Annotated in this window: 27 protein-coding genes; 9 read left to right on the forward strand and 18 right to left on the reverse strand. The window is 54.2% G+C overall.

The features are described from left to right. Positions 1-6: 6 nt before the first annotated feature. Positions 7-1,197, reverse strand: a complete 1,191-nt coding sequence (locus ACW17M_RS00690) for an NAD(P)/FAD-dependent oxidoreductase (protein ID WP_190374243.1) — start codon at positions 1,195-1,197, stop codon at positions 7-9. Positions 1,198-1,334: 137 nt separating this feature from the next. Here ACW17M_RS00690 and ACW17M_RS00695 point away from each other — a divergent pair, with 137 nt between their 5' ends. The 7 genes from ACW17M_RS00695 to ACW17M_RS00725 all read left to right on the forward strand — a co-directional run bounded on the left by ACW17M_RS00695 (position 1,335) and on the right by ACW17M_RS00725 (position 7,348). Then, entirely contained in the window at positions 1,335-1,910 is a 576-nt protein-coding gene (locus ACW17M_RS00695; protein ID WP_167522527.1) for a chorismate--pyruvate lyase family protein, read from the forward strand. A gap of 35 nt (positions 1,911-1,945) precedes the next feature. Next, positions 1,946-2,836 (forward strand): 4-hydroxybenzoate octaprenyltransferase, encoded by an 891-nt coding sequence (gene ubiA / locus ACW17M_RS00700; RefSeq protein ID WP_009286298.1) that lies wholly within the window; start codon positions 1,946-1,948, stop codon positions 2,834-2,836. Between the two features lie 125 nt (positions 2,837-2,961). Further along, complete coding sequence (gene phoB, locus ACW17M_RS00705; RefSeq protein WP_009286297.1) at positions 2,962-3,651, forward strand: phosphate regulon transcriptional regulator PhoB; 690 nt, start codon at positions 2,962-2,964, stop codon at positions 3,649-3,651. 2 nt (positions 3,652-3,653) lie between these two features. Then, positions 3,654-4,940 (forward strand): phosphate regulon sensor histidine kinase PhoR, encoded by a 1,287-nt coding sequence (phoR, locus tag ACW17M_RS00710; RefSeq protein WP_009286296.1) that lies wholly within the window; start codon positions 3,654-3,656, stop codon positions 4,938-4,940. Positions 4,941-5,251: 311 nt separating this feature from the next. After that, complete coding sequence (locus ACW17M_RS00715; protein ID WP_022521110.1) at positions 5,252-5,566, forward strand: hypothetical protein; 315 nt, start codon at positions 5,252-5,254, stop codon at positions 5,564-5,566. A gap of 651 nt (positions 5,567-6,217) precedes the next feature. Continuing rightward, positions 6,218-6,520, forward strand: coding sequence for a hypothetical protein (locus ACW17M_RS00720; RefSeq protein WP_022521111.1), 303 nt, complete (start codon positions 6,218-6,220; stop codon positions 6,518-6,520). A gap of 498 nt (positions 6,521-7,018) precedes the next feature. Beyond that, positions 7,019-7,348: a hypothetical protein gene (locus ACW17M_RS00725; protein ID WP_161463614.1), complete on the forward strand. Its 330-nt coding sequence runs from the start codon at positions 7,019-7,021 to the stop codon at positions 7,346-7,348. Positions 7,349-7,440: 92 nt separating this feature from the next. Here the strand turns inward: ACW17M_RS00725 and ACW17M_RS00730 are convergent, their stop codons facing one another. The 7 genes from ACW17M_RS00730 to ACW17M_RS00760 form a co-directional block, all read right to left on the reverse strand. Next, the gene (locus ACW17M_RS00730; RefSeq protein WP_223828053.1) at positions 7,441-7,935 is read right to left on the reverse strand and encodes a copper chaperone PCu(A)C; all 495 of its coding nucleotides are present in this window, start codon (positions 7,933-7,935) and stop codon (positions 7,441-7,443) included. An 87-nt stretch (positions 7,936-8,022) separates the two neighbouring features. Next, positions 8,023-8,766 (reverse strand): sulfate transporter CysZ, encoded by a 744-nt coding sequence (cysZ, locus tag ACW17M_RS00735; RefSeq protein ID WP_190374244.1) that lies wholly within the window; start codon positions 8,764-8,766, stop codon positions 8,023-8,025. Between the two features lie 78 nt (positions 8,767-8,844). Next, positions 8,845-9,570, reverse strand: coding sequence for a phosphate signaling complex protein PhoU (gene phoU / locus ACW17M_RS00740; RefSeq protein WP_009286294.1), 726 nt, complete (start codon positions 9,568-9,570; stop codon positions 8,845-8,847). A gap of 31 nt (positions 9,571-9,601) precedes the next feature. Beyond that, a complete protein-coding gene (gene pstB, locus ACW17M_RS00745) occupies positions 9,602-10,417 on the reverse strand; it encodes a phosphate ABC transporter ATP-binding protein PstB (RefSeq protein WP_009286293.1) in 816 nt (271 codons plus the stop codon). Beyond that, a complete protein-coding gene (gene pstA, locus ACW17M_RS00750) occupies positions 10,411-11,835 on the reverse strand; it encodes a phosphate ABC transporter permease PstA (RefSeq protein WP_141440245.1) in 1,425 nt (474 codons plus the stop codon). Before pstA ends, pstB begins: the two co-directional genes overlap by 7 nt. Further along, positions 11,832-12,947: an ABC transporter permease subunit gene (locus tag ACW17M_RS00755; protein WP_009286291.1), complete on the reverse strand. Its 1,116-nt coding sequence runs from the start codon at positions 12,945-12,947 to the stop codon at positions 11,832-11,834. Before ACW17M_RS00755 ends, pstA begins: the two co-directional genes overlap by 4 nt. A 134-nt stretch (positions 12,948-13,081) precedes the next feature. Beyond that, positions 13,082-13,969 (reverse strand): PstS family phosphate ABC transporter substrate-binding protein, encoded by an 888-nt coding sequence (locus tag ACW17M_RS00760; protein WP_230804270.1) that lies wholly within the window; start codon positions 13,967-13,969, stop codon positions 13,082-13,084. A 208-nt stretch (positions 13,970-14,177) separates the two neighbouring features. On the opposite strand from ACW17M_RS00760, the gene ACW17M_RS00765 reads away from it, so the two are divergent. Further along, on the forward strand, positions 14,178-14,594 hold the full coding sequence (locus ACW17M_RS00765; RefSeq protein WP_022521117.1) for an acyl-CoA thioesterase: 417 nt from the start codon (positions 14,178-14,180) through the stop codon (positions 14,592-14,594). Positions 14,595-14,673: 79 nt separating this feature from the next. Here the strand turns inward: ACW17M_RS00765 and ACW17M_RS00770 are convergent, their stop codons facing one another. The 3 genes from ACW17M_RS00770 to hexR all read right to left on the reverse strand — a co-directional run bounded on the left by ACW17M_RS00770 (position 14,674) and on the right by hexR (position 19,134). After that, positions 14,674-15,768 (reverse strand): TRAP transporter substrate-binding protein, encoded by a 1,095-nt coding sequence (locus ACW17M_RS00770; RefSeq protein ID WP_400670016.1) that lies wholly within the window; start codon positions 15,766-15,768, stop codon positions 14,674-14,676. Positions 15,769-15,899: 131 nt separating this feature from the next. Continuing rightward, on the reverse strand, positions 15,900-18,098 hold the full coding sequence (gene uvrD, locus ACW17M_RS00775) for a DNA helicase II (protein WP_009286288.1): 2,199 nt from the start codon (positions 18,096-18,098) through the stop codon (positions 15,900-15,902). A 184-nt stretch (positions 18,099-18,282) separates the two neighbouring features. Continuing rightward, a complete protein-coding gene (gene hexR / locus ACW17M_RS00780; protein ID WP_009286287.1) occupies positions 18,283-19,134 on the reverse strand; it encodes a transcriptional regulator HexR in 852 nt (283 codons plus the stop codon). 325 nt (positions 19,135-19,459) lie between these two features. Between hexR and ACW17M_RS00785 the strand changes: the two genes are divergently transcribed. Beyond that, a complete protein-coding gene (locus ACW17M_RS00785; RefSeq protein WP_022521120.1) occupies positions 19,460-19,675 on the forward strand; it encodes a PA3496 family putative envelope integrity protein in 216 nt (71 codons plus the stop codon). Positions 19,676-19,764: 89 nt separating this feature from the next. Here the strand turns inward: ACW17M_RS00785 and ACW17M_RS00790 are convergent, their stop codons facing one another. From ACW17M_RS00790 to ACW17M_RS00820, 7 genes are all read right to left on the reverse strand, one after another. Continuing rightward, positions 19,765-21,108 (reverse strand): sodium-dependent transporter, encoded by a 1,344-nt coding sequence (locus ACW17M_RS00790; RefSeq protein ID WP_041157420.1) that lies wholly within the window; start codon positions 21,106-21,108, stop codon positions 19,765-19,767. 155 nt (positions 21,109-21,263) lie between these two features. Continuing rightward, the gene (locus tag ACW17M_RS00795) at positions 21,264-22,118 is read right to left on the reverse strand and encodes a DUF72 domain-containing protein (protein ID WP_457546733.1); all 855 of its coding nucleotides are present in this window, start codon (positions 22,116-22,118) and stop codon (positions 21,264-21,266) included. A gap of 143 nt (positions 22,119-22,261) precedes the next feature. Beyond that, the gene (locus ACW17M_RS00800) at positions 22,262-23,056 is read right to left on the reverse strand and encodes an IclR family transcriptional regulator domain-containing protein (protein ID WP_022521123.1); all 795 of its coding nucleotides are present in this window, start codon (positions 23,054-23,056) and stop codon (positions 22,262-22,264) included. A 114-nt stretch (positions 23,057-23,170) separates the two neighbouring features. Continuing rightward, a complete protein-coding gene (locus tag ACW17M_RS00805) occupies positions 23,171-23,833 on the reverse strand; it encodes an HAD family hydrolase (protein ID WP_457546734.1) in 663 nt (220 codons plus the stop codon). A gap of 74 nt (positions 23,834-23,907) precedes the next feature. Beyond that, the gene (locus ACW17M_RS00810; RefSeq protein WP_022521125.1) at positions 23,908-25,410 is read right to left on the reverse strand and encodes a tripartite tricarboxylate transporter permease; all 1,503 of its coding nucleotides are present in this window, start codon (positions 25,408-25,410) and stop codon (positions 23,908-23,910) included. Between the two features lie 21 nt (positions 25,411-25,431). After that, positions 25,432-25,908, reverse strand: a complete 477-nt coding sequence (locus ACW17M_RS00815; RefSeq protein ID WP_400670005.1) for a tripartite tricarboxylate transporter TctB family protein — start codon at positions 25,906-25,908, stop codon at positions 25,432-25,434. A 58-nt stretch (positions 25,909-25,966) separates the two neighbouring features. After that, on the reverse strand, positions 25,967-26,968 hold the full coding sequence (locus tag ACW17M_RS00820) for a tripartite tricarboxylate transporter substrate binding protein (RefSeq protein WP_022521127.1): 1,002 nt from the start codon (positions 26,966-26,968) through the stop codon (positions 25,967-25,969). Positions 26,969-27,000 lie beyond the last annotated feature (32 nt).

The following is a 27,000-nucleotide window of genomic DNA, read 5'->3' on the forward strand; positions in this document are numbered from 1 at the left end:
CGAAAATCAGCCTAGCAGTGCAGGTGCTGCTCTGGAAAGCTCCACTTTCCTTCTCACGCAGCCGCCTGTCAACGCAAAACCAATCAAACGACCGTCTTTATTTTCAGCCAAGGCACTGATATCACCGCCTTCGCCTTCAATTCGCCAGTGCTCAGGCGTGTTCGTTGGCGGGTAGGCCACCACTGGTAGCAGCGGCGTTTTAACCACTACCGGCCAAGCACCGAAGCTAACCGGAGTGGGCGCGCCTGAAAGGGTTGCCGCCAGCGCCTTAACGCTGGCTTGTAGTGGCTGCACGTACATGGCATTAACACCGTCTACGCAGGCTGCATCGCCTAGGGCGTGGATATTGGGGTGCGATGTACGCAACTGGCGGTCAACGACTATACCGCCAGGTGATACGTTTAAACCAGCCGATTCGGCAAGTGCTGTGCGAGGTACAAGGCCGGTTGCCATCAACACGAGATCAGCGCTGACAGCGTCGCCGTTATCCAGACGTAATACGATATCTTCGCCGCTTTCGGCCGCTATCGAATCAATCGAACGTGCAAGGTGAAGATGGATACCTGCTTCGCTAAAGGCATCGCCTAGGGCGTTCCCTAAGGGCGGTGGCAGCAAGCGAGGAAGTAGGGTTCCTTCTGGGGCAATGAGGCTGACACGATGGCCGCCAGCGTGGAGGTCGTTGGCAAATTCACAGCCGACCAGCCCCGCGCCAACAATCGCCACCCGTGCAGGGCCCTGGCTTAGCGCCGTGTGAAAGCGGCGGTAGTCATCCAGGTCGTTAATGGTAAAGCAGCGTGGGGCTACGCTGGGTTCAATGCTGAAGGGCACCCGTGGTGCAGCGCCAGTGGCCAGTACCAGTGTGTCGTAGCCGAGCACCATGCCGCCTTCGAGCAGAATTGTTTGGTTATCCACATCCAGTGCGGTTACCTGGGTGTGGATAACCATTTGGGCATTTAGCTCTTCGCCCAGGTCAGTAGCGCTGCGCTGGGCTAATTGTTCGGGCACCAGGCCCTTGGCGAAGCCGGTGGAGAGCAACGGCTTGCTGTAATCATCGCCGCTGTCGGCGCTCACCAGCGTGATTGAGCGTTGGTCGCCCAATCGGCGCAACGCCCGGGCAAGGCCAACCCCTGCCATTCCAGTGCCAATAATCACCAGCGCAGAGTGCGAAGAGGTTTTCTGTGTTTGGGTGGCGGGCATGCAGACACCAAAAAAGTTGCTAAATAAGGTTGCGAAAAAAGAAGCGCTAAACCGAGTCGTTAAAAAAGTCGCTGAAACAAAAGCCTTTCAGTGCTCATGTTACACTAGCCAACCCGTTAATTGCCCTGGAGAACTCGGTGACGGCTGCTGCTTTTCGGCAAACTCCTCTATTTTCCCGCTGGCGCCCGATTGATGCGGCGCGCCCGGCGATGAGTGCTTCCTGGTGGCAGTGGGTTGCCTCCACCGACTCGTTAACCGCCCACTTAATGGTCGCAGGTGGCGAGAAGCCGTTTCGAGTACGACTGTTGCGCCAGGGGGTTGGTTGGCCGCGCCAGGATGAGGCTCAGGCGCTGGGCATTGGTGCCAAGCGTTACGCCTGGCTGCGGGAAGTGGCGCTGTGCTTAGATGGAACGCCATGGGTGGTGGCGCGCTCGGTCGCCCCGCTCTCACAGGTAAAGGGCCAACGGCTAGAGTGCCTGGGCGAGCGCTCGCTAGGTAGTTGGCTATTTCGCCAGCCGGGTTTAGTGCGTGGGCCATTGGAAGTAACGACGCATTCCCCCCAGTTTGCTAGCGTCAACGGCATACAGGAAGGCTGTGCCTGGGGAAGGCGCTCTGTTTTTTATCACGGCTGTAAGCACGGCAGTCTGTCGTTATTAGTGCAAGAGTATTTTTTGACGGCGATGGCGGATGATCTTGGCCTGCCTTCGCGCTAGGCTAGCGCCTGCATCTTATTCTTCGTGAGGTAAGCATGGATCGTTCACTGTTGCGGCCGAAGGGATGGGCTCGCGTGGCAGATTTTTTACAGCTGATGCGCTTGAATCGGCCGATAGGCACATGGCTTTTGATGTGGCCGACGCTGTGGGCATTATGGGTGGCTGCGGAAGGTGTACCAGGGCGAAATGTGCTGCTGATTTTTGTGGCCGGCGTTTATGTGATGCGCGCTGCGGGCTGCGTGGTCAATGACTATGCGGATCGCCACTTCGATGGGCATGTGAAACGCACAAAACAACGTCCGCTAGCGACGGGCCGTATCAGCGAAACCGAAGCTCAACTGCTGTTTATCGCCCTGGTGGCCGCTGCGTTTATTCTGGTATTACTGACCAACTGGTTTACGGTGCTGCTCTCGCTGGGCGGGGTGCTGCTGGCGATTATTTATCCGTTTATGAAGCGCTATACCCACTTTCCTCAGGTGGTGCTGGGCGCGGCTTTTTCCTGGGCAATTCCGATGGCTTTTGGCGCCGTGCTCGGCCACGTGCCGCTGGAAGCATGGCTGCTATTCTGCGCTAATGTGTGCTGGACAGTGGCCTACGATACCCAGTACGCCATGGTCGATCGCGACGACGATTTAAAAATTGGCATTAAATCGACGGCCGTGCTGTTTGGAAATGCGGATCGTTTGATTATCGGCTTACTCCAGCTAGCCACCCTGGGGTTGCTGGCTTGGGTAGGCTGGTGGGTTGGTTTAGGTGGTTTCTTCTGGTTAGGGCTAGCGGCAATGGCAGCGACTTTTCTGCATCAGCAGCGCTTAATTCGCGACCAGGAGCGGGATGCCTGCTTCCAGGCGTTTCTCAATAATCACTGGTCGGGACTGCTGATTTTTGCCGGTATCGCGCTAAGTTGGTGGCCTGCGGCTGGCTGATCGAGGCGATTGTCATGTAATTGTCATCAAGTCATGGTGTTATCGTCACTGACATGTCATTGATCTGTTTATCTTTGAACTGTTTTTCTTTGAACTAGTTTCTTTGAACACCGTGAGGCTCTGGTATGACCGCCAAGACCGTTCTGATTGTCGATGATGAGGCGTCGATTCGCGAGATGATCGCGGTAGCGCTGGAAATGGCTGACTATCGCGTGCTCGAAGCGGATAACGCCCAGGATGCCCATGCCATGGTGGTCGACCACCAACCCGATTTACTGCTGCTGGACTGGATGATGCCCGGCACTAGCGGTATTGAGCTGGCGAGACGCCTAAAGCGTGAAGAAACCACCGCTGAAATCCCGATTATTATGCTCACCGCGAAAGGCGAAGAGGATAATAAAATTCAAGGGCTTGAAGCCGGTGCCGATGACTATATCACCAAGCCTTTTTCACCCCGGGAATTGGTGGCACGGCTAAAAGCGGTGCTGCGCCGTGCGACGCCACGTGGCGTTGAAGACCCGATTGAGATTAACGGCCTGCTGCTTGATCCGGTGAGCCACCGGGTAAGTGCCCACGGCAAAGCGCTGGAAATGGGCCCCACCGAGTACCGTTTGCTGCAGTTTTTTATGACTCACCAAGAGCGCGCTTACACACGTAGCCAGCTGCTTGACCAAGTGTGGGGCGGCAATGTTTACGTTGAAGAGCGCACGGTCGATGTGCATATCCGCCGCTTGCGTAAAGCGCTGGGCGACGTGCATCAAAACCTGATCCAAACGGTTCGGGGTACCGGTTACCGTTTCTCTGCACGGGTGTAAATGTGCGTTTATGGAGTCGTGAGCTGTGGCGAATAGCGTGGCTGGCCACGCTGGGCACTTGCTTGGGCTGGCTGTTGGGCTCGGCTGGGCTGGGGCTTGCAGCAGGGCTTGCGGGATGCTTGTTTTACCACTTACGACAGTTACGCGAACTCTATTTGTGGCTCACCCTCCACCCTAACGATGAACCGCCTGCCGCTCGCGGGATGTGGGGCGAGCTATTCGATCGTTTATACCGCTATCAAAAAAGTCAGCGCATCACCCAAAGCCGTCTGCGGGCTACTTTGGCACGTATTCAAGAGTCGTCTGAAGCAATGCGTGATAGCGTGGTCATGCTTGATCGCCACGGTGATTTGGAGTGGTGGAACAGCGCCGCCACCGCCATGCTGGGGCTACAAACCGCCCATGATCGTGGTCAACACATTACCAACCTGCTGCGCGACCCGGGCTTTATCAGCTATTTTAATTCGCGTAACTACAGTGAGCCGTTAACGCTCACCTCACCGATTGATGAACGGCGAATCCTGCAGTATCAAATTACCCTCTACGGTGACGACGAACGCTTAGTGATGGCTCGCGATATCACCCGCTTGCATCGTCTTGAGCAGATGCGGCGCGACTTTGTCGCCAACGTTTCCCATGAGTTACGTACGCCGCTGACCGTTCTCTCCGGCTATTTGGAAACCTACAGTGATATCTCCGACCAGCTTCCGCCGCGCTTGGGACGTAGTATTCAGCAAATGCAGGAACAGACCCAGCGGATGCAGAATCTGGTCAACGATTTATTGCTGCTCTCGCGTTTGGAAATTGACCAGGGCGGCCAAGATCATCATCCACTGTCACTCGAGCCTTTACTGCAAAGCGTTTGTGATGATGCGCTGGCCCTATCGCATCAACGTCATACCATCACCGTCGCCCTTGAGAGCGATGCCCGACTGTTAGGCAGTGAACAGGAGATTCGCAGCGCCGTCTCTAACCTTGCCTTTAATGCGGTTCGCTACACGCCTGCTGGCAGCCAAATCACCCTGCGCTGGAAAGCTAGTGCTACTGGTGGCGGCTATATCGATGTGGAAGATAACGGTGAAGGGATTGATCCCGTTCATATTCCCCGACTAACAGAACGCTTTTACCGTGTTGATAAGGGGCGCAGCACTGCGACTGGCGGCACAGGTTTAGGCTTGGCGATCGTTAAGCACGTGCTGTTGCGCCACGATGCGCAACTACAAATTGAGTCCCTTCCCGGCAAGGGTGCGTTGTTTCGCTGCGCCTTCCCCCCCTCGCGTCTTGTTTAATTTAGCAAGTCATCCCATCGCATAATATTTGTAGCAATGTGCAATATTGGCATGCAAGGTTGGTAAAGCTTTACCCATGTGCCATTTTTACACAGCTTAAAGCGTTGTGTCGTGACTCAGTCGATGCCTTTTTGGCATAACTTATTTTTAATTAAGAGACTGATTTTGTTGTTTTTATTTATATGCTTAAGTTTTTTGGCATGCCTTCTGCAGAGTACAGATTGAAGGAAGATGACCGCAGGAATTGCTGGCTTCTCAGTAAGCCTTTCTTTCTTCATTAAGCGGTACTAAACAGCGATCGGAGGTAGGATATGACGTCCAAGGATTTTCTCAAGAAAGCTGGCATTTTAGGTGTATCTTTTGGTCTGATGGCAAGCCCATTAGCTTTTGCACAAACCGATGAAAATTCGGCGATTGACGAAAACCAAGGTATTACCGCTGACGAGCAACCGATGGATTCCCAAGGTACCGGTAGTTCAACTGGCAGTGATACAACAGACATGACTGACGATTTAACCCATGACGAAGGTGATGGTGCCAGCGACATGGATCCGCAATCAAGCAGTCACTCAGACGATGCTGAGTATGACAAGGATGAGCTTGTAGAAGAAAATGGCGGTAGCTAATTATCAATGACCTTTTAGATATCATTAAAAGCTTTTTCAGAGAATGAATAAGCGATTAACAGGATGTTACAAAAGCAAGAATGCTTTTAAGATTCACGGATGAATCAGTAGGCAATCAGAACACTAGTCAGGGTTAATTCCAAGGTTGGAGCCCCGCACAAGGAGTGGAAGCTAGCGTTAGTTATTACCTATAGCCAATTCTGATATCGGGCCCCGCAATGCGGGGCCTAATTTTTGCTGCCTACTTTTTATCTCGCTTATCCCCCCGCTACTTTCTCCCCTATCTTTTCCGCCGATCTTTCTTTGCGCCTCTCTATCCAATGCCATGTCTTGTTTTTTATGAATTGATGCCGTAGCGCTTTGTTGGCATCGAGCCTTTTATTTTGCTGAGTGTGTCATAAAGGCACAGACAGTTTTGCGCATGTGTCATTAGTGCACATGTAATTAGCGTGCTTTTGTTTTTAGCGGTGTATAATTGTGCACAATGTATTTATTTTAAATTATTGATTTATATAATTATTTTATTTTTATAAGAGAGTTGGCATTACATATGCTATCTAGAGGTAGTGAAGCTAGCCGCAGTGAGATCTGGCCAGAGAGCCCTTCTCACTTCACTTCAGCGGTATCAAACGGTCACCAGGAGTAAATAGTATGTTTAACGATTTTGTTAAAAAAGCAGCCGTCGTAGGTCTCTCTTTTGGTTTGCTGGCAAGCCCGCTTGCCTTTGCCCATATGTCCATCGAAGCAAATCAAGATTTGACCGTTGACGATGAGCCTATTCAAGCTCAATCACATCATACCTCGGGTCAGGCTAAATTTAGCCCCTCTGATTTGATGTATGACGAAGGCGACCGCCCTCGAGTCATCAAGGCAGAGTCGCATCACACTAGCGCTCAAGCGGAGTACACAGCAAAAGATTTGACCCAAGACGTAGGTGATGGAAACGTTTGGTAACAAAAATTTGCAATTCTGAAGAAATATATTACGATTAACATGTGAGCTAAACACGCGAAAGCGTGTCACACCGATACGGATGCATATCGATTCAAGGAATGAATCAAACGACAATCAGAGCGTTGGTCAGGGTTAAATTCCAAGGTTGGAGCAGCCCCGCAAAAGGAAAGGAAGCTAGCGCTAGTCATTGTCAAAGTCTTGTGTCCTTAGACCCTGCTGATGCGGGGTCTGATTTTTTGTGGCATCCAACACCTCTCCCACACTATTCTTGTTTTAGTTTAAGGTACGGCTTTCTAGCGGAGCCTAATTTCATTGCGGCGCTATTTATACACTGCCCATCATCAGCCTGCCGGTGGGTTATGTCTCAGGCATCCGGTCTCACAATCATTTTGATCCTAAAGGGTGAGCTAACTTTTTTGACGCCTAATATGCAACGCAAAGCGTAATAGCCGTTCTAATCATCGATGAACGGAATCCATGGATAATGAGGAGAACATCTTGCTGTTAAAAGAAATGAGCCAAAAAGTCGCCATAGTAGGTATTGCTTTTGGTTTGGTCGCGAGCCCCATGGCGATGGCGCACTCATCTATTGAACTGAACCAAGACCGTACCGCTGGTCAGGATGTCATCAACAAACCTGAGTCGCATGCAGCTTCCAAACCATCTCATGTCTCTGCGGGCGACTTGAACCGTGACGAAGCTGATAGCTTGGACTTTTCGCCTTCCAGTAGCCGTCCTTCTACGGCTGAAAAAGGGCCTACTTCTCGCCAAGAGGGTTACACTCCTGGAGAACTCAACCGGGATGAAGGTGATAGCACCGACTGGTAAATAATAGGATAAGTGTAACTGCTAATGTAAGCGTTACTCGCTAAAAACCCCGCTTCGGTGGGGTTTTTGCTATGTGTTAAAAGCCAACGACATCAGTGGTGATGCCCATCAGCAGCTTCGCTACCGTCTTGGGCGCTCTGTATCCAGACCTCGATGTCTACGTCACCTTGTTCAGCGAAGGTGAGCGTGAGGGGAAACCGCTCACCCTCCTTCAGCGGCTCGGTTAAGCCAATCAGCATTAAGTGAAAGCCGCCACCAGGGCGCATGGCATAAGTCTCCCCTGCCTCGACACGAATCTCGTCCACATGCCGCATCTGCATCATATCGCCGTCCATTTGCATATCGTGCAGCTCAACGTTGCTGCTCGCAGGACTGCTCGCGCCAACCAGAGTGACGGGGCTTGAAACGGCGGTGATATCAAGGTAGGCGGCACCGTTTACCGCACCCGGTGGGGTTGGGGTAGCGAAGGGGTGCGCAATGCGAAGAGTCTCTGTTTTTACGTCGTGGGCTAACGCCATAGATGTCATCGAAATAGACATAGCGCCAATCAAGAGTACGCCACCCAGCCAAGCCATCGGTTTTATCATGCGGTGATTCCTTTGTTGTTGATTGAGCCCAGGATAGACGAACAAAACATAAAGGTAGCAAAGTGACGTAGCCTGGGTAATAGGCGCCTACTGCGGTGTAATGCCACGTGCATCGCCACGTACGTCTCTATAGTGGTCGTCCCACAGCAGTACGGCACCCGCAACGGCGCCGGGAATCAAAAACAGGTTGGCCAGCGGAATCCAGGTAATTAAGGTCACTAACCCCCCAAAGGTGAGGCTTTGCCACCAGCGCTTAGAGAGCCGTTGGCGCATATCGGCAAACGTTACTTTGTTGTTATCCATTGGGTAGTCTAGATAAGTGATTGCCATCACCCAGGCAGAAAACAGTGCCCAGAGTAGCGGAGCAACTATATTGACGCCTGGAATCCAGCTAAGCACAAATAGGCCTGCGGCACGAGGCAGAATATAGGCGAGCTTAACAAACTCGCGTCCCACAGCATCGATGGCTGTTTTGGTCAGGTTTCGGTCATCAATGGGTTCGCGGCCAGTGGCTTGGATTTCAACTTTGGCGGCTAAAAAGCCGTAAAAAGGGGCTGCAATCAAGCTGGTAACCAGCGTGAAGGTAAAAAACACCACCACCAACAGGCTAATCACAAACAGGGGCCAGATAAGCCAGGATAACCAGTCAAGCCAAGCGGGTACCATGCCCATCCAATGGGCGAGCCAGCCATCAAAACGGTTGAGCACAAAGCTGAACATGCTCACGTAGACAATCAGGTTGACCAGAATAGGCAGAAAAACATAGCGGCGCATACCCGGTTGATACACACAGCGTGTACCTCGGCTAAGCGCAGTGACAGCATCCAGCATTTAGGTGAGCTCCTCGTGATTCCAACGTCCAGGCTGCGTGGCAGCCTGGACGTATTGCAGGAGGAAAGCCCCATCAGGTCAAGACTTTTTTGGCACCTGTGGTTCCAGTTCATCGGTGTCGCTATGGCGAATATCCAAACCTTTGACGAGATAGACCACGTACTCAGCAAGGTTATCGGCGTGGTCGCCTACCCGCTCTAGCGCGCGCAGTACCCACATGATGCTGAGTACTGACGTAATAGAGCGTGAGTCTTCCATCATAAAGGTCATTAATGAGCGCATAGCGCTGCTGTACTCGTCATCCACCAGTTCGTCTTCGCGTACGACCTGCATAGCTAGGTCGGTATCAAAGCGGGCAAAGGCGGTGAGCGCATCGCGCAGCATTTTACGTACGTGCTCGCTAATGTGACGCACCTCCACCAGGCCACGAATGGTGCTAGAACTTTCGCTCAGGAGCAGGGCGTTGCGGGCGATTTTACTGGCTTCATCACCAATGCGCTCTAAGTCTGAGGTGGCGCGGATGACGGCCAGCACCAGACGCAAATCGGAAGCAGCAGGCTGGCGGCGCGCCAGTACGCGGGTGCATTCGTCGTCGATTTGCAGCTGCAGGTCGTTGACTTGGCGGTCATTGTCACGCACCTGCTCGGCTAACCGGGTGTCTCCTTCCAGTAGGGCAAAGACAGCGTCCTGCACTTGTTTTTCCACCAGACCGCCCATGGCCATCAGGTGGGTTTTCAGCTCTTCCAGCTCCTGGTTGAACTGGCGAGAGATATGCTGGCTGTGAGAGTCGCTAGTAATATCCATGGAGCACTCCTGACGGTTCAGTTGCTAAGGCCTAGGTGATACGGCCGGTGATGTAGTTTTCAGTGCGTTGCAAACGGGGGTTGGTGAAGACCTGATCGGTAGGGCCGTATTCAACCAGCTCCCCTTGATGCAAAAAGGCGGTGTAATCCGATACGCGCGCCGCTTGTTGCATATTGTGGGTGACCAGGATCAGCGTCAGCTCCGACTTGAGGTTACGGATCAACTCCTCAATTTTGAGGGTTGAAATTGGGTCTAGCGCTGACGCTGGCTCATCAAGCAGCAGCACGTCGGGCTGTACTGCTAAGGTACGGGCGATCACCAGACGCTGCTGCTGGCCACCGGAAAGCTGCCAAGCGGAACGGTGTAGGCGGTCTTTCACTTCATCCCACAGAGCGGCGGAAGTTAACGCCCACTCAATAATGTCGTCCCTTTTGCGCTTGGGCATGCGCTGTTGCAGTCGTAGCCCAAAGGCCACGTTTTCATAGATCGACATGGGGAAGGGGTTGGGCGTTTGAAACACCATCCCGACACGCCGCCGCAGCTCAGTCACATTCATTTGCGGGTCATGAATATCCTGCCCTTCCAGCGTGATTTGGCCGCTGTGGGTGACTGACTCATTAAGATCGTGCAAACGGTTAATTGCCCGTAACAACGTCGACTTACCGCAACCTGACGGGCCGATAAAGGCCGTTACACGATGCCGGGGAACACTGAGGGTTAACTCGCGCAACGCCTCTTTCCCCGCGTAGGCGAGGCTAAAGTGATCGATACTCAGGCAGCTGTGCTCGGACGAAAAGTGCGCCACTGGTGCCTGAGAGGTATTGGCTGAATGTAATGACGCTAGCATTCGTTTCCCCGTTGACGCCTAAGATAATGACGCAGAAATATGGCAGTTAGGTTAAGCACCAGCACAATTAACACTAAAAGTAGCGCTGTGGCGTAAACCAGCGGTATGGCAGCCTGCACATCTTCGCCGTGAAAGGCGGTATCAAATAAATGATAGCCAAGGTGCATGAACTTGCGCTCTAAATGTAGGTAAGGAAACTCACCATCGATGGGCATTTGAGGCGCCAGCTTAGCGACGCCAACCAGCATTAGCGGCGCCACTTCGCCGGCCGCGCGAGCTACTGCTAGAATGATACCTGTCAGCATGGCAGGGGCTGCCATGGGCAGTACAATGCGGGTGAGCATCTCTAAGCGCGTAGCGCCGAGCGCCACGGCGCCTTCCCGCTGCGCCTCGGGAATCCGCGCTAACCCCTCTTCTGTTGCCACAATCACCACCGGTAGGGTCAGCAGTGCCAGGGTGAGCGACGCCCATAACAGGCCGCCGGTGCCAAAGGTGGGCGAAGGTAGGGTATCGCTGAAAAACCACTCATCCAGCGAGCCGCCAATGCCGTAAACAAACACTCCCAAACCAAATACGCCATACACAATCGACGGAACGCCCGCCAGGTTGCGCACACCAATACGTACCAGCCGGGTCAGCCGCCCCTGGTGAGCGATTTCATTGAGATAAATAGCGGCCAGCACCCCAAACGGGGTCACCATCACCGACATTAAAATCACCATCAGCACCGTGCCAAATATCGCGGGCCAGACGCCACCGTCGGTATTGGCGGCCCGTGGCCCCTCACTCAGAAACCGCCAAACTGCATCCCCCCAGGCGAGCGTTTTCTGCCACACGCTCATGGCATTGGGAGCCTGAGCGTTCGCCACGCTGGCCAGCGGTTGGCGCAGGGTTTGGCCGTCCACGGTGGTAAGCAGCAGTTGGCTATCCTGGCGTTGGCTGGCGGGAAGTGCCAATAAAGCGTTTAATCGCTGCCAGGCAGCGTCTCCCTCCCAGCGTTGATCATGCTGCTCAATGGCCACCAAGCGGCCAATAAAGTCACCCCAGGGGCTGCGATCAAGACGAATCAAATCGTCTGGCTGGGCGCGCTCGGCAATTTCATCAATCGCCACCCAGCGCCAGCGAACGCCCTCTATATCCTGGTTGCCGGTAAAGTAGAGGCGTTCATCCCCAGCTCGCTGGGGTAGCGCGACTTCGCGCACAGCTTGACCAGCAAAGGTTTCACCCGAGTCAAGGGTGACCTCTTCCAGCGTAGCGGGCCAAAAGTGCCCTAGCCCGCGTACCAGCAGTAGCGCGAGTAAGGCGCCCAGCATCAGCAGGGAGAGCGCTACGCTGGCTGCGCAAAGCCAGGGCCATACATCATTTACCCGGCTAAAGCGCCGGCGGCGAGAGGCGGTGTGGGTCGCAGAGTTCATCATGTGCCCCCCATCTGGCGGAAGCGGCGGCGTAAACGCTGGCGGACGACCTCGGCAAGGGTGTTGACCAGAAACGTGAAGATAAACAGCACCAGTGCAGCCAAGATCAGCAGATGGTAGGTTTGGCCACCGGGTGACGCTTCAGGCAGCTCAATGGCGATAGCCGCGGCCATGGAGCGCATGCCTTCAAAGGGGCTGGCGCTAAACAGAGCCGTATTACCGCTGGCCATAAGCACTATCATGGTTTCGCCCACCGCCCGGCCCGCACCGATCATTATCGCCGAGAAGATACCTGGGCCCGCTGCCACCAGCGCCACTTTCCATAGCGCCTGCCAGCGGCTGGCCCCCATCGCCTGGGCGCCCTCGATTAAGCTAGCAGGCACATCGGCGAGCGCGTCTTCTGCCAGTGAATATATGCTGGGAATAACGGCAAAGCCCATGGCAATGCCGACAATCAGTGCGTTACGGGTGGCGTAATCCATGCCATAGCGCTGGTCGAGTAGCTGGCGTAAATCACCGCCTAACCACTGCTGCTCCATCCAGGGCGCGAGCCATAGTGCTATCGCCACCATTACAGCGAGCCAGGGAACGAGCCAGAGACCCGCCCAGGAGAGCGGTAAACGGCGGCGTAGGCGTGTTTTGGCCCACTGCCAGAGTAAGCCGGCAAGCGCTGCGCTAAGCGGCAGCCAAATGATCAGCACCAAAGCGCTGGCGAGATGGCGTTCTACCCAAGGTGCCAAAATAAGCCCGGCAATAAAGCCCACCACCACACCGGGGATCGCCTCCATCATTTCGAGCGCGGGCTTGATCCGCGAGCGCAGGCGCGCTGACATAAACAGCGCAGAGTAGATGGCGGCTCCCAAGGCCACGGGAATGGCGAACAGCAGTGCGGCTAGGGCGGCTTTGAGCGTGCCCCACGCCAGGGGAGAGAGCTTAGCCAGCGCTAAGGTATCGCCAATCGCCAGCAGCGGCAGGGTTTCCCACACCAAAAAGACACCGATAGCCAGGATTGCCAACAGCACGCCTATGCCGCCAGCGGTGATTAAACCGGTGGCCATGCGGTCTTGCAGTAGCCTAAGCGGCTGTCGAGAAGAGGTTAACCGAGGTAGGGTCATGTGGATATCATGGCAAAACCGAGGTGATCATAGCGCTGACCAATAGGTAGTGAAAAACCAGAATGTGGTGAAAAACAGTGCATAGACAGAATCCCTACCCTAAGACAATTATGTGTCAGTTAGATGACAGTGGTTTACCACCTCTGTTGTGCACTAAGGACACTGGAGGTTAATGGTACAAAGCCGGATGCGCGCGCAATCTGCTGGCCCTCATCGGACATAATCAACTTGAGCAGTGCCTGCTCGGCGGGGGGTAAGTTCTCCCCCGGCGGTAGGTTCACATAGAGGTAAAGATAGCGCGACAGCGGGTAGTCACCGCTCTGTATAGCCGCTTCATCGGGCGGTATCGCAATGCCATCATCGTTATACAGGCTCAATGCATGCACGGCTGGGGTGAGGTGGTTAAACCCCGCATAGCCCATCGCATTGGCAGATTCGCCAACGGCCGCGACCACCGCCGATGAGCCGGGGTGCTCACTAATGTCGTTACGAAAAAGACCGCCACATAACGCCCGCTGTTGAAATAGCCCATGGGTACCCGAGGCAAGGTTACGCCCATGCAGCGCAATGCTACCAAATGACCAGTCACGGGTTGCCGATAGCTGCTCCCAGCGCCTGATCGGCGTTTCACCACCGCAGGCCAGCGAGGTTGAGAAGATCGCATCAACCTGCTGGCGGGTCAGAGCGCGCAAGGGGTTATGGCGGTGTACGACTACAATCAGTGCGTCACGGGCGACTTTTAATTCCAGCGGTGGATAGCCATAGCGCTCAATAAAGTTATCACGCTCTTCGCTGGTCATCGGACGAGACATCGGACCAAGCCGGGTGGTGCCAGCCATCAGCGCCGTGGGCGCACTGGCTGAACCACTTGCTTGAAACTGCAGCTTTACGTCAGGATAGCGGGTGGTGAGGGTTTCACCCCAGCGCAGCATTAGCCCCGCCATAGTGTCGGAGCCCACCGCGCCCAAGGTGCCGCTAATAACTGTTGGCTGCTGCCCCCAGGTCAGGGGCGTTATCAGCATCAGTATAAACGCCACTCCGCTCAATACGGTGCGACGGACGGCGGAAGTTAACCTCCGATTAATGCAAAGAGTCGTCAAACGAGTATTCAAACGAGCGTCCTCTTATGGTTAACTAAATTCATTCCTTTGTGTTGCGATGCAGCAACACGCATAAACAACGTGCCACTCTGCAACGTTTACAACAATAAACTGACTAAGCGACTAACTCATGACTCTTCTGGAAACCGATTTGGATGACGTACCGGCCCCTCAAGGGCAGCTTACTTTAAAACTACTGGCTTCCCGCCAAGATACCAATTTTTATGGTGATATACCCGGTGGATGGCTGGTCAATCAAATGGACCAGGCGGCTGAGCTGGCGGCCGGTCGTGAAGCGGGTGGTCGCACGGCGACCGTGGCGATTGAAGCCATGGACTTTTTAAGCCCGGTGCGCGTTGGCTCAATGGTCAGCGTTTACACCCAAGTGCAAGAAATTGGTCATAGCTCGATCAAGATTGATGTGGAGGTCTGGGTGCGTCCTCCCCATGGGCAACGCATAGAGGAGCGCCAAAAAGTTACCGAGGCGCGCTTTGTGATGGTTGCGCTGGACGATAATGGGCGCATCCGAGCAGTACATAGCGACTAGCTCACTTCAACTTGAAATAGCAAAAGGGCGCTTAGGGCGCCCTTTTGTCGTGCTTATCGTTTATTTGTCTAGCGGCTCATTAACCGTCGACGTTATCGCGGTTCTTGAGGTAGGCGTATTCACCCACATCGCTGAACGGGCGCAGCAGCTTCTGGAAAGCTGAATAAGACTCGTAAACACGGCGAGACTCTTCGTCGCTGTCGACCTGGCGCTGGATCGCTTCCTGAGACGAGGTGTATAACGCCGCCATTACATCGTCAGGGAAAGTACGCAACTGAACGCCATGTTCATCGACCAGTGTTTCCAGTGCTTGCGCGTTGCGGAAGGCAAATTCGCTGATCATGGCCAGGTTAGACGCCCGCGCCGCTTCGCGGATCACGTCCTGCAGGTCTTCCGGCAGCGAGTTCCAGGCATCCAGGTTGATCGTCCCTTCCAGTACCGCAGAGGGCTCGTTCCACGCCGAGGTGTAGTAGTAGTCAGCCACCTGATGCAGGCCGAATGCCATATCGTTATACGGCCCCACCCAGTCAGCGGCATCCAGTGCGCCGGTTTGCAGCGAGGTGAAAATTTCTGAACCTGGCATAGTAACCGTACTGACACCGATGCTGTTCATCGCTTCGCCTGCCAGGCCTGGCAGGCGAAGTTTCAGCCCCTGCATGTCGTCGAGTGAGTTGATCTCTTTCTTGAACCAGCCCGCCATCTGCGTGCCGGTATTGCCCACGGCAAACGGCTTCAGGTTGTGATTGGCGTAGATCTCATCCCAAAGCTCCTGACCGCCGCCGTGGTACAACCAGGCATTCATTTCGGTAGTCGTCATACCGAAGGGTACAGCGGTAAAGAACTGCGAGGCAGCGACTTTGCCGCGCCAGTAGTAAGAGGCAGAGTGGCCCATTTCAGCGGTACCAGCTGCTACCGCATCGAAGACTTCCAGGGCTGGTACCAGTTCACCCGCGCCGTGGACGCGGATCTGCATGCGGCCGTTGGAAAGCTGTTCTACCCGGCGGGCGAAATCATTCGCACCAGTACCCAGGGCAGGGAAGTTTTTCGGCCACGAGGTGACCATGTCCCAGGTGAAGGTTTCTTGAGCGCGAGCACTTGAGGTGGTTACGAAGGGGGCGGCAACGGCCCCGGCGACGCCAAGGCTGGCAGTTTTGAGGAAGTGACGGCGTTGCATGGTGAGCAAAACTCCGGAGATTATAGGATTTTTTTGTCAGCGCGCACAAAGGCGCAATGTCCGTTCGCCAGTATGCGCTAAGCGGGTTTTAATCGGCAAGCCATTGCACTCAACGCCACGCGCGTAGCGGCTTAAAGCGGCGTTAGCTTAGCAAAACCAAGCACTAGCCATTTGACCCCTTCGCCTTCAAAGCTGACCTGAACCCGGGCGCGAGCCCCTTCGCCTTCCGCGTTAAGAATAATCCCTTCACCGAACACCGGGTGCTCAACGCCTTGACCGACATGTAAGGCGGGTATATCACCGCTGCTCTCGACACTTTGCTGGGCAAAGGAGGTGCGCGATGCGGTGACCGGGCGGGAAATATGCCCGCGCAGGCGAACTTCTTCGAGTAGGTGCGGCGGTAGCTCGCGCAAAAAGCGTGATGGACGTGGAAACACTTCTTTGCCGTGCAGGCGGCGGGTTTCGGCGTGTGTGAGGTAGAGCTTCTGCATAGCGCGTGTGACGCCGACGTAACAGAGCCGGCGCTCCTCTTCGAGCCTACCCGGCTCTTCCAGGGACATCTTGTGTGGAAACAGCCCCTCCTCGACACCGGCAATAAATACTACGGGGAACTCCAGACCTTTGGCGGAGTGCAGCGTCATCAGCTGTACGCTGTCCTCAAACTCTTCGGCTTCGTGGTCGCCTGCGTTAAGAGCGGCCTCTGAGAGAAATGCTTCCAGTGCCGCCATGCCTTCGCCCGCTTCAGGCGCTTCAAAGACATCGCCTTGGGTAAAGGCACGGGCAGCGGTAACCAACTCTTCCAGGTTCTCGACCCGCGCTTGGCCTTTCTCGCCGCGCTCACTTTTGTGATGCTCTATCAGGCCCGTGTGTATCGTGACGTGATCGATAATTTCATGCAGCGCCATGCCAGAGGCATCGTTATCGAGCTGCTCGATCAGGTTGGCGAAGGTTTGCACGGCATTGGCCGCGCGGCCTTTCAAGGTGCCGTCGTTAATCGCATCGTGGAGCGCTTGCCAGAGAGGGATACTTTGTTCCCGAGCGCGCAGGCGGACAATCTCGACCGTGCGCGTGCCGATGCCGCGGGTGGGTACGTTAATCACCCGCTCCAGCGAGGCATCGTCGTCGCGGTTGAGCATCAGGCGAAGGTAGGCCAGGGCATTCTTGATTTCCAGGCGCTCGTAGAAGCGGTGGCCGCCGTAAATACGGTAGGGCATGCCTTGGCGAATCAGCGTCTCTTCCAGCAGCCGCGACTGAGCGTTTGAGCGGTAGAGAATCGCGATATCGCGGCGGTTAAAGCCTTCGTCGACCTTCTCCTTGATGGTATCGACGATATAGCGGGCTTCTTCCAGGTCGTTAAACCCAGCGTAAATTGAGATCGGCTCGCCTTCGATGCCGTCAGTCCACAGGTTTTTACCCATCCGCTCGCTGTTGTGGCTGATCAGCGTATTGGCGGCTTCCAGGATGGCGCTGGTGGAGCGATAGTTCTGTTCAAGCCGTACGGTGTGGGTTTGCGGAAACTCTTGCTCAAAGCGGCTGATATTCTCCACCTTGGCACCGCGCCAGCCGTAGATCGACTGGTCGTCATCACCCACCGCCGTCATCGGCGTCTTCATGCCGGTGAGCAGTTTTAGCCAAGCGTATTGCAGGGTATTGGTATCTTGGAACTCATCTACCAGTACATGACCAAAGCGCTCCTGGTAGTGGTTTAACAGCGCCGGGTTGTCGCGTAGTAGCTCCAGGCTTCGCAGCAGCAGTTCACCGAAATCGACCAGGCCGCCGCGCTCGCAGGTAAGTTGGTAGCGCTCGTAGAGCTCGACCATCTGGCCCATGTAGGCATCGCCATCCACATTGACTTGGTGTGGGCGCAGTCCCTCCTCTTTGCAGCCGGAGATAAAGTGCTGCACTTGGCGGGGTGGGAAGCGTTCGTCGTCGATCGAGTAATCTTTCAACAGCCGTTTGACCAGGCGTAGCTGATCGTCAGAATCGATAATCTGAAAGTGTTGCGGTAGCTTGGCGTCCTGCCAGTGGGTGCGCAGCAGGCGGTGGGCGATGGAGTGAAAGGTGCCCACCCATACATGGCGCATCGAGATGCTCAGCAGTGCCTCAAGGCGGGTGCGCATCTCTTTGGCGGCTTTATTGGTAAAGGTCACTGCCAGCAGGGCATAAGGGGACAGCCCTTCGGCCTGCATCAGCCAGGCGATGCGATGCACCAGCACGCGGGTTTTACCGGAGCCTGCGCCTGCGAGCACCAACAGATTACCTTGAGGGGCGCTCACTGCTTCGCGCTGGGCGGAGTTGAGCTGATCGAGAATCGCCGTGACGTCGTCCATAGTAGCCGCTGCCGGATCAAAAAATAGGCGGCTAGTCTAGCACAGCCAGCGAACTGGCTGTGTATACAGGTGTAGTGATTGCAGTTATTCGCAACTGCTACCTTTAAAAACTTTCTAACAGCGCCCTCGCGTAAGCCTGTCCTCGGCACCGAGGCTTATAGTTATGGCAGCGCTAAGAAGCTAATTATTCTTCTGGGAAACGCAGCGTATTCAGGCTCTTTTTAACTGCTTTGAGCTGTTCGGCGAGTTTCGGCCCGCGGGTTTTGGCCACACCCACGGCGAGTACATCGATCAGCACCAGATGGGCAATGCGCGAGCTAAGCGGGGTGTAGATTTCGGTGTCTTCATGGACATCGATATACAGCGGCAGGCTGACCTCTTCGGCGAGTGGCGAGCCGCTGGGGCACAGGCCAATGACTGTTGCACCCGCCTCGCGAGCCAGGCGTACGCTGGCGACTAGCGCTTTGGTACGGCCGGTTTGTGAAATTGCCACCACCACATCGCCATCGTTCAAGGTCACTGCCGACATATTCTGCATATGCGGGTCGGCGTAGGCAGAAGTGGAGATCTGCAGGCGAAAAAACTTGTGCTGGGCATCAAAGGCCACTGCACCGGAAGCCCCAAAGCCATAGAACTCGACCCGGTTGGCCATCGCCAGGGCGTTTACCGCACGGCCCAGGGCATCGTTATCCAGCCGGTCACGAACCGAGAGCAGTGTACCTACGGTCGAGTCGAAGATGCTGTGGGAAAATTCAGCGACCGAGTCGCTGTCGTTCATGGAGAATTGCGCGAACTGACTGCCGCTGGCCAGCATTTGCGCCAGCTGTAGCTTGAAATCCTGAAAGCCATTGCACCCCAGCGCACGACAAAAGCGCACCACGGTAGGTTCGCTAACGGTGGCTTCGGTGGCCAGATCCACAATGCGCATGTGGATGACCTCTTCGGGGTTGCGCAGTACAAACCGCGCCACTTTTTGCTCGGAGCGTCGAAAGTGCTCCATGCGGCGTCTCATTTCATCGAACAGGGCGCGACTCACGTTCAGCTCCTTGGGTGCTCAACCAACAGGTAGTTAACAGTACGCCAATATACAGTCGTTTTAAACGACCGTTTCTGCCTATCTGCTCACTGTGATGCTTCGTATTGCTTCAATGCGATAAGAACAGTATGCCTCAATGAGCCCATAGGGCCACAAACTATTAGGCAGCGATCCAACAGCGTTTAAGGTCGTTAGTCAGTTTTTTTAAGATTGGTCATCATTTTGTCAAGTAGGTTATAGTAATAATTGAAGTGCCGCACTGCATCATCACAGTCGTCACGGATGCAGGTGGACGAAGGCATATTCATCTGGAGGAACGTCGATTATGAGAAACGTCGAACGAATCACCTCGGTTAAAAGCGAATTGCTCGACATCTTTATGAGTATGGAAGTCGATGAGCATGCCCAGCGCCAGCGCAGCGCTGCCCAACGCAGCTTAAGAGCGCGGCGGGGTATTGAGCTTCATCGTGAGTTTCAAAAGTTATCGCGGGATATCGCCCCCTTGCCTGATGAAGATCGGCAAGAGAGCGAATTGCACTAAGTTTTAGGGTGCCAAGAGGTTAGGGGCGCAACTATTATCTGCGCAGAACCACGCTGCCCTGCCGGTTAGCAGGGCCTTGGCGGCTCAGCTTAGATTAGCCCTGTTACGAACACGGCAATAACGCCAGCGGGCGCTACATAGCGCGCGATGATGTTCCATACGCTCTTGCCGGTCGCTGAAAGACCCAGTTCGTCTTCCACACTGCTGCGCTCCAGGCACCAAGCGGTGAATAGGATCGCACCCAGCCCCGTCAGCGGCAGCATTATTTTGCTGGTCAGCGTATCCAGCAGGTCAAACACGCCCAGTCCAAACAGCAGCGGTTCGCTCCACACGTTAAATGACAGCAGCGCTGCAATACCCAGTAACCAAGCACCCACACCGGCCACAACGGTAGCCATGACGCGGCCTAGCGGCGTGCGCTCTTCAATGAATTCCACCACGGGCTCAAGCAGTGAAATGGCCGATGTTAATGCCGCAAACGTCAGCAGCAGAAAGAACATCAAACCTAAAAGTAAACCACCATCAATATTGCCAAAGGCCAGTGGTAGGGTAACGAAAATCAGCCCTGGGCCCGAAGCGACATCCAGATTATTAGCAAACACGATCGGGAATATAGCTAAACCCGCGCCTAAAGCGATGACGGTATCCATGATGATGACCGTGCGGGCGGTTTGCAGCAGATCGATCTCTTTGTCCAAATAAGAGCCGTAAGCCATCATGATGCCCATACCCAGTGAGAGGGTGAAGAAGGCGTGGCCCAAGGCGGCTAGCACGGTTTCTGCTGTGAGCTTGCTCCAGTCCGGGTTGAACATATACGTCAACGCCTCGCCAAAGTGGCCGGTTGTCATGCCATAACCGATCAGCACGACCAGCAGTAGTGCGAGGACTGGCATCAGAATGCGTACAGCGCCTTCAAGGCCTTTGGTAACGCCGCGGGCGACAATCCCAATGACCAGCAGCATAAACACGGAGTGGCCCAGCAGCAGCAACCCAGGGTTACTCAACATGCCATTAAATAGCGCGCCAATGCCATCGGCATCTTGACCGCTAAAAGCACCGCTCACCGAGTTGACGGTGTAGTAGAGCGACCAGCCGCCAATCACGCTGTAAAACGATAAAATCAAGAAGGCCCCGACAATGCCGCTAATGCCCACGATGGCCCAGGCTTTGGGCTTTTTCGCCGTGCGCGCCAGTTCTGACATGGTGCTGGCGGGGTTCTTCTGGCCGCGCCGTCCCAATAGCCACTCAGAGACAAGAATGGGCAAGCCGATCAGCGCGATACAGAGCAAATACACAAATACGAAAGCAGCGCCGCCGCTTTCACCCACCATATACGGAAATTTCCAGATATTCCCTAGACCCACCGCCGAACCAGCGGCGGCCAGCACAAAGGTCATTCGCGATGACCACTGCGCATGCGCAAGCTTCGCCATACATCACCCATTAAGTCGATTGTTGTGTAAATCACTGCGTGTTGAACACGCTAGTTTTCGGAAAATTGCGCCATTGCCAGCGTACTTTTCCGAAAGTAAGCGCAATTTATCTGATCGACCGCAAGCATGCCAGTTAGCTGGCCTAAAAAGGTGGGTTAAAACAGTTGGCTTTGCTTTTCACCCGCGAAGGGGCCAAGAGCGGGTAATGGCGTCACTTCTCCTAGCGCGTTATAGAGTAAACGGGCCATGTGGGGAGACTCGCGGTTATCCGCAGTATGCACAAATAAGAAAGGGGTTTTCCCCTGACTTATCCACAGCTTTAGGCGGGCTTTCCAGGCGGTGAAGTAGTCGCTATTAATCGTTTTGTCAATATGGCCAATAAAGCGAATGACAGGAAAATTTGCCGTGGAAAGCACGTGTAGCGGGAGTTTCGGCTTTTCTTGCTGGGCATGGGTCAAGCCCAAATGGTCATTTGCCGGGGTTGAAAAGAGCGGGCGCACGTCGAGCATCACGCGGTTGGCCGAATAAGTTATCAACAGGCGGTTAAGGGCAATTTCGGCGGCCCCTTTGTGGAAAAACTCAGGATGGCGAACCTCGACCGCGCAAGGCAAATGGGCAGGCCAAGCGGCAAGTAGCTCTTCAAGCTGTGGAAGCTCTTGGGGGCCGAAATCCCGTGGTAGTTGCACCATGGTGGGGCCAAGGCGGTCGTGCAGAGGTTCTAGCGCCGCTAAAAATGCCCAGGCCTCCTCTAACCGGGTTAGCCGTTGATCGTGGGTGACGCTGGCAGGCAATTTAAAACAAAAGCGAAAGTGGGGTGGTGTCTGGCGCGCCCAGGCAGCAATGGTGTCCGGCTTTGGGGTACCGCTATAAAAGGTAGTGTTGCCCTCAACGCTGGAAAACACCGCCGCGTAATCGCTTAGCAGCTCAGTTTTGGCATGGCGTGGATAAAGGTTGCCCAGCCAGTCTTGATTGGCCCACATAGGCAAGCCTAGATAAAGAGGAAGCGTCATGGGTGCCAGCCTACATCGACAAGATCAAGCGCTAATGTAACAGGTTAAGAGCCTTGCCCGTTAAGCGCGAATGGCGGCTCTAAAACGTCTATAGATGCGGTGCCAGTATGCCGTGGGTGAGCAGAGGCTGGCGCACTGGCGGGTTAGCAGCTAATAGTGGTGCGGATAAGACGCGCTTTTGACTGCAGCAGCGGCAAGTACTCTTTGAGCAGGGTGTCTAAATCGATTCGTGCCGCGTTGGTACTAATGTTAATAGCCCCTAACAGTTTGCCATTCGCATCAAACGCCGGTACCGCCAGCGAGCGTAAGCCTGAATCCAGCTCTTGATCGGCAATGGCGTAGCCTTGCTGGCGGGCCTTGTGAATACACTTTTTTAGTTCGCTTTTAGAGGTAAAGGTTTTATCCGTATGGCGCTGTAGGGTTATTCGCTCTAAGTAGGCATCCAACTCAGCCTCTGACAGCTGGGCTAGCAGAACGCGCCCCATTGAGGTGTATGCGGCCGGTAAACGGGTTCCTATGGACAGAGTAATGGCCATCAAGCGGTGACGCGCCGCTGAGCGCGCAACATAAATGACATCGTCGCCATCAAGTACACCCAATGAGGATGACTCACCGCATTCGTTGGTGATCTCCTCCAAATACTGCTGAATAGCGCTGCGATAATTATTGGCGGACAAAAACGAGTAACCCAGTTGCAGTACTCGCGGCGCTAGCTCAAAGTAGCGCTGCTGTTTGCGCACATAGCCGAGTGCATGCAGGGTGAGCAGAAAGCGTCGGGCCTTGGCCCGGTTCATGCCTGTGCGTGCGGCCACTTCGCTAAGCGTCATCCTTGGGTGGCCCTCATCAAATGCTAAAATCACTTCCAGGCCACTCGCCAGCGCTGTCACGAAGTCGCGGTCATCGGGGGTTAACATTTCATCCTGAAGCTGCTCTTCCATTGGTGTCCACTCATCGGAATAGGCGTAAATTTTAAAGATCAATATAGCATATTGTTCGAATGGCGAACATGTATGCGCGACTTTGGTTGGCGAATATATTCGCCGTGTACGGCGCTATAAACGGTTGAGCGCTTGAACCAATGTGCGTAGATCTTTAATCGTGATGACATCGGCTGGGAAAGGAGATTGAGCAGGATTCGCTGCAACACCGACAAAAAGCGTTCCGTTTGAGCGTGCGGCGCGATAGTCATTATACGAATCGCCAATCATAACGGTGGCTTTCACTGCTAGTTGGTGTCGGGTGAGTAAGTTGCGTAAGCCCGTGGCTTTGTCCGGGGGCGCTCCCACCACCTCTTTAAAGTAAGGCGCCAACTGGCGCTGCTCCACAATGGCCTTGAGTTCCTGTTCGGGGGTGGCAGAGAGCAAATATAGCCACTGGTGGTGGTGCCAATCGCTTAAAAATTCTAGCGCTCCGGGAATGGGCGGTGCGGTCAGTAAGTGTTCTTCGACACTGGCTTTAAATTGCTCACAAAGCGCCTGAATACGTGCGTCACTGGCTCGCTTGCCCAGGATGTGTTCTTCAATATGGCGAAACTTGACCTCTCTAGGCTGACCACCGCGTCTGCTAAGGTAGGCCACGATGGCGCGGTACTGAGCTTCCGGCGCTTGACAGTATACGTCAGCAAACGCCTGGCGTTTTAGGGTTGCTGAATCGAGAACAACGCCATCGAAGTCAAACACCAATGCATAAGAAGGAATCGTATCGTCATCACTCACGGAACTACTCCGCTGGCTAGGTTCCAGGCAAAAAACGGCACTATACCTAGGCGACAAGTGCCGTTACACGAACATTAGCTACGTTTGAAGCGTGAATATAACCAACTTTTTAGGGGAGTATTGCCTAGTAAAACCAGCACAATCACTGAGGTAAGCACTAATGAAAGTGGGTTGATTACCAGCGCGAGTAGGAAATCCGTACTGCTGTCACCGACCGATGACATAGCCTGTCGGTAAGATTCATCCAGCAGCGGGCCAAGAATGACACCGAGAATAATCGGGCCCATCTGAAAGCCAAACATCTTCAGCCAGTAGCCCAATATGCCAAAGCCTAGCATCCAATAAACTTCTGTCATGCTGCTGTTAAGCGAGTAGGTACCTACCACACACAGCACCAATATCAGCGGGATCATAATGGCTTTAGGCACTTCAACAATTTTTGAAAAAAGCTTAATACCGGTGAGTCCAAAGATGAGCAGGAATATATTGGCCAATGCTAAATTGCCGACCGTAAACCAAAAGATATAGGGTGTTTCGATCATCAGCATTGGGCCTGGATTCAGGCCATGAATGACTAGTGCACCGATAATAACGGCGGTGACTGCGTCACCCGGCATGCCGAGGGTAAGCATAGGTACGTAAGCGCCACCCACTGCTGCGTTATTGGCGGTTTCAGGTGCCACAAGCCCTTCATACGCGCCTTCACCAAAAGGCACTTCAGGGTTTTTAACGGTGCGCTTGGCGTGATCATAAGCAAACAGTGATGCAATATCTCCACCAGTACCGGGGAGAGCGCCAACCACGACGCCGATAATAGACGTGCGTAAAGAAAGCGGTAAAAACTTGAGCACCATATTAAGAGGCGGAACGATCTTATCGACGTTCTGTTTAACGGGCACTTTGGCCATATTATGTAGCTGGTAAAACGCTTCCGCGACACCAAACAGGCCAATCATGACCACCACGTAATGAATCCCGCCCAGCAGTTCCATACTGCCCATGGTTAGGCGTGGCTGGGCGGTTACCATGTCCATGCCGACCAACCCAATGGTGGCCCCCAGGGCGACAGAGAAAATACCGCGTGCAAGCGATTTACCCGATAGCGAGCTGACCAATAGCAAACCCATGACGGCGATTAAAAAGTAGTCGCGGGGGGCAAATTTAAGAGCAAGATCGGCAAGGTGCGGGGCCGTGGCAGCGAGTACGGCCACACCAATCAAGCCACCGATGACCGACATCACGGTGCTCAGACCGATCGCTTTGCCCGCTTCACCTTTCTGGGCTAACGGGTAACCGTCGAAAGCAGTTGTGACCGCTGATGGAGCACCAGGAATATTAAGCAGAATGGCCGTGCGCGAACCGCCGTAAACGCCGCCGACATAAATACCCACCATCAGCGCTAGCGCGTTATTAATGTCCCAGGAAAACGTAAATGAAATCAGAATAGAGACGGCCATTGTAACCGAGAGGCCGGGAATGGCACCGATGTAAATACCGGCGATAACGCCAAGGGCAGTTAAGCCCAATAGACCTGGATCAAGCCAAGCCATGAGCAGATAGGAGAAGGTATCACTCATTGGATGCCTCGGGGTTCATAATCAAGGAAGATAGACACGAAACACTATCGTGAAAAGTACATAAATTACCGCAATGGCAAGTGAAGCAATCACTAAAGAACTAATGATTTTTCCTTGCCGATAATAAATGAACATAGCGGCTAAAAAGATAAAGGTGCTTACATAGAAGCTTGTCCATACGATAGCTACTAAATAGAGCATCGATACTATCGAGAACACAACAATATGAGTTTTAAAATGCTCATGTAAAAACACTTTAAACTCTTGGCCTGCGCTACGGATTTGTGGGTCTCGCTGCTTGCGCCGATGGCTGAAAAGAATCGCTATTGAGGAGGCAAGCATTATCAAGGCGAGCCCGACAGGAAATGAGCCAGCGGAATTCAGCTGCACTCCATTATCGATACGATAAGCCTCGTAGAGAACACCGACACTAAAGAGCAGAAGCAGCCAGTCAAATACCTTTTCACCCGCTTGAACGCGCTCAATTTTTTTAGTCATACAGAGACTCCAAGGGGACAGGTGGTAGTCCTGTCCCCTAAGTCATAGGAAGATAGCGTTAGGGGCGTGGAATGCCTAACTCTTCAGGGGATTTTTCGACCGCATCCGCTTCGAACATTGACCACGCTGTGACGGACTGCCAGTTATCCAAGTATTGCTGCGCTTCTTCGCCGTTGAGGTTGAGCGATTCGCCACCAAAATTGGCCAAGAACTCTTGGAAACCATCGCTAGCAACGGCTTGCTCGTAAGCATCTTCCAGAGTGGCTTTTACGTCATCAGGTGTATCTTCACGCACAAAGACGCCCCAGAACGGGCCCCAAGGCAAGAAGGAATCAAGCTCTGGGATAGCATCGGTGATCGGCGGAACATCCGGTAGGTCTTCCAGCTCTTCGCTACCCAGCACGGCAAGGCCCTTCAGGCGGCCTGCGCGGATCTGTTCGGCCACAGCGGAAAGGCTTAGCGGCATAAAGTCGATATGTTCACCCAGCAGTGCCGTAACACCAGGTCCATCCCCACCGAAGGTCACTGTGCGAACATTAAGATCGTCAACAGAGTTGATCATTGCGTGAATCGTGCTGGGCAAGCCACCGGCACCGGTTCCGCCCATTTTGAGCTCGTCGGGGTTCTCGTGGGCGTACTCAAGCAGCTCCGCGAAAGTATCGAATGGGCTATTAGGATGGGTGGCAATGACCACCCGGCCTTGGCCGATAATATTGATAGGGTACATATCATCGTAGGTGAAATCGGCTAAGCCCATCAGCGGGTATAGCTGGGGGTTCTCCGCACCAAAAAGGAGGTTATAGCCGTCAGGACGCTGGCGCATAACATGGTTCATGCCAATAACGCCGGTACCGCCAGGGCGGTTGGTTAGAACAATAGTGGTATCCAGAACCTCTTCAACATGGGGCGTCAGGCTGCGTACGACGTTGTCGGTGGCGCCCCCGGCTCCCCACTGGATGGTGCCTTGAATGTTACGGTCAGGATAATCGGCGAGGGCGCCCCCCGCGACTGCCAAAGAGCCGATAGCGATAGCCAACTGGGTGAAAAGTGGCTTAGTCATAATGCTTATCCTCCAACGAGTTATTATATTAG

The sequence above is a fragment of the Vreelandella sp. 2A-K22 genome (assembly GCF_054065485.1).

What these genes read in the sequence shown, in the direction of transcription:
- ACW17M_RS00690 (WP_190374243.1), bottom strand. Translation starts at nt 1,197, where the DNA reads ATGCCCGCCACCCAAACACAGAAAACCTCTTCGCACTCTGCGCTGGTG.
- ubiA (WP_009286298.1), top strand. Translation starts at nt 1,946, where the DNA reads ATGGATCGTTCACTGTTGCGGCCGAAGGGATGGGCTCGCGTGGCAGAT.
- phoB (WP_009286297.1), top strand. Translation starts at nt 2,962, where the DNA reads ATGACCGCCAAGACCGTTCTGATTGTCGATGATGAGGCGTCGATTCGC.
- ACW17M_RS00715 (WP_022521110.1), top strand. Translation starts at nt 5,252, where the DNA reads ATGACGTCCAAGGATTTTCTCAAGAAAGCTGGCATTTTAGGTGTATCT.
- ACW17M_RS00720 (WP_022521111.1), top strand. Translation starts at nt 6,218, where the DNA reads ATGTTTAACGATTTTGTTAAAAAAGCAGCCGTCGTAGGTCTCTCTTTT.
- ACW17M_RS00730 (WP_223828053.1), bottom strand. Translation starts at nt 7,935, where the DNA reads ATGATAAAACCGATGGCTTGGCTGGGTGGCGTACTCTTGATTGGCGCT.
- cysZ (WP_190374244.1), bottom strand. Translation starts at nt 8,766, where the DNA reads ATGCTGGATGCTGTCACTGCGCTTAGCCGAGGTACACGCTGTGTGTAT.
- phoU (WP_009286294.1), bottom strand. Translation starts at nt 9,570, where the DNA reads ATGGATATTACTAGCGACTCTCACAGCCAGCATATCTCTCGCCAGTTC.
- pstB (WP_009286293.1), bottom strand. Translation starts at nt 10,417, where the DNA reads ATGCTAGCGTCATTACATTCAGCCAATACCTCTCAGGCACCAGTGGCG.
- pstA (WP_141440245.1), bottom strand. Translation starts at nt 11,835, where the DNA reads ATGATGAACTCTGCGACCCACACCGCCTCTCGCCGCCGGCGCTTTAGC.
- ACW17M_RS00755 (WP_009286291.1), bottom strand. Translation starts at nt 12,947, where the DNA reads ATGACCCTACCTCGGTTAACCTCTTCTCGACAGCCGCTTAGGCTACTG.
- ACW17M_RS00760 (WP_230804270.1), bottom strand. Translation starts at nt 13,969, where the DNA reads ATGCTGATAACGCCCCTGACCTGGGGGCAGCAGCCAACAGTTATTAGC.
- ACW17M_RS00765 (WP_022521117.1), top strand. Translation starts at nt 14,178, where the DNA reads ATGACTCTTCTGGAAACCGATTTGGATGACGTACCGGCCCCTCAAGGG.
- ACW17M_RS00770 (WP_400670016.1), bottom strand. Translation starts at nt 15,768, where the DNA reads ATGCAACGCCGTCACTTCCTCAAAACTGCCAGCCTTGGCGTCGCCGGG.
- uvrD (WP_009286288.1), bottom strand. Translation starts at nt 18,098, where the DNA reads ATGGACGACGTCACGGCGATTCTCGATCAGCTCAACTCCGCCCAGCGC.
- ACW17M_RS00785 (WP_022521120.1), top strand. Translation starts at nt 19,460, where the DNA reads ATGAGAAACGTCGAACGAATCACCTCGGTTAAAAGCGAATTGCTCGAC.
- ACW17M_RS00790 (WP_041157420.1), bottom strand. Translation starts at nt 21,108, where the DNA reads ATGGCGAAGCTTGCGCATGCGCAGTGGTCATCGCGAATGACCTTTGTG.
- ACW17M_RS00795 (WP_457546733.1), bottom strand. Translation starts at nt 22,118, where the DNA reads ATGACGCTTCCTCTTTATCTAGGCTTGCCTATGTGGGCCAATCAAGAC.
- ACW17M_RS00800 (WP_022521123.1), bottom strand. Translation starts at nt 23,056, where the DNA reads ATGGAAGAGCAGCTTCAGGATGAAATGTTAACCCCCGATGACCGCGAC.
- ACW17M_RS00810 (WP_022521125.1), bottom strand. Translation starts at nt 25,410, where the DNA reads ATGAGTGATACCTTCTCCTATCTGCTCATGGCTTGGCTTGATCCAGGT.
- ACW17M_RS00815 (WP_400670005.1), bottom strand. Translation starts at nt 25,908, where the DNA reads ATGACTAAAAAAATTGAGCGCGTTCAAGCGGGTGAAAAGGTATTTGAC.
- ACW17M_RS00820 (WP_022521127.1), bottom strand. Translation starts at nt 26,968, where the DNA reads ATGACTAAGCCACTTTTCACCCAGTTGGCTATCGCTATCGGCTCTTTG.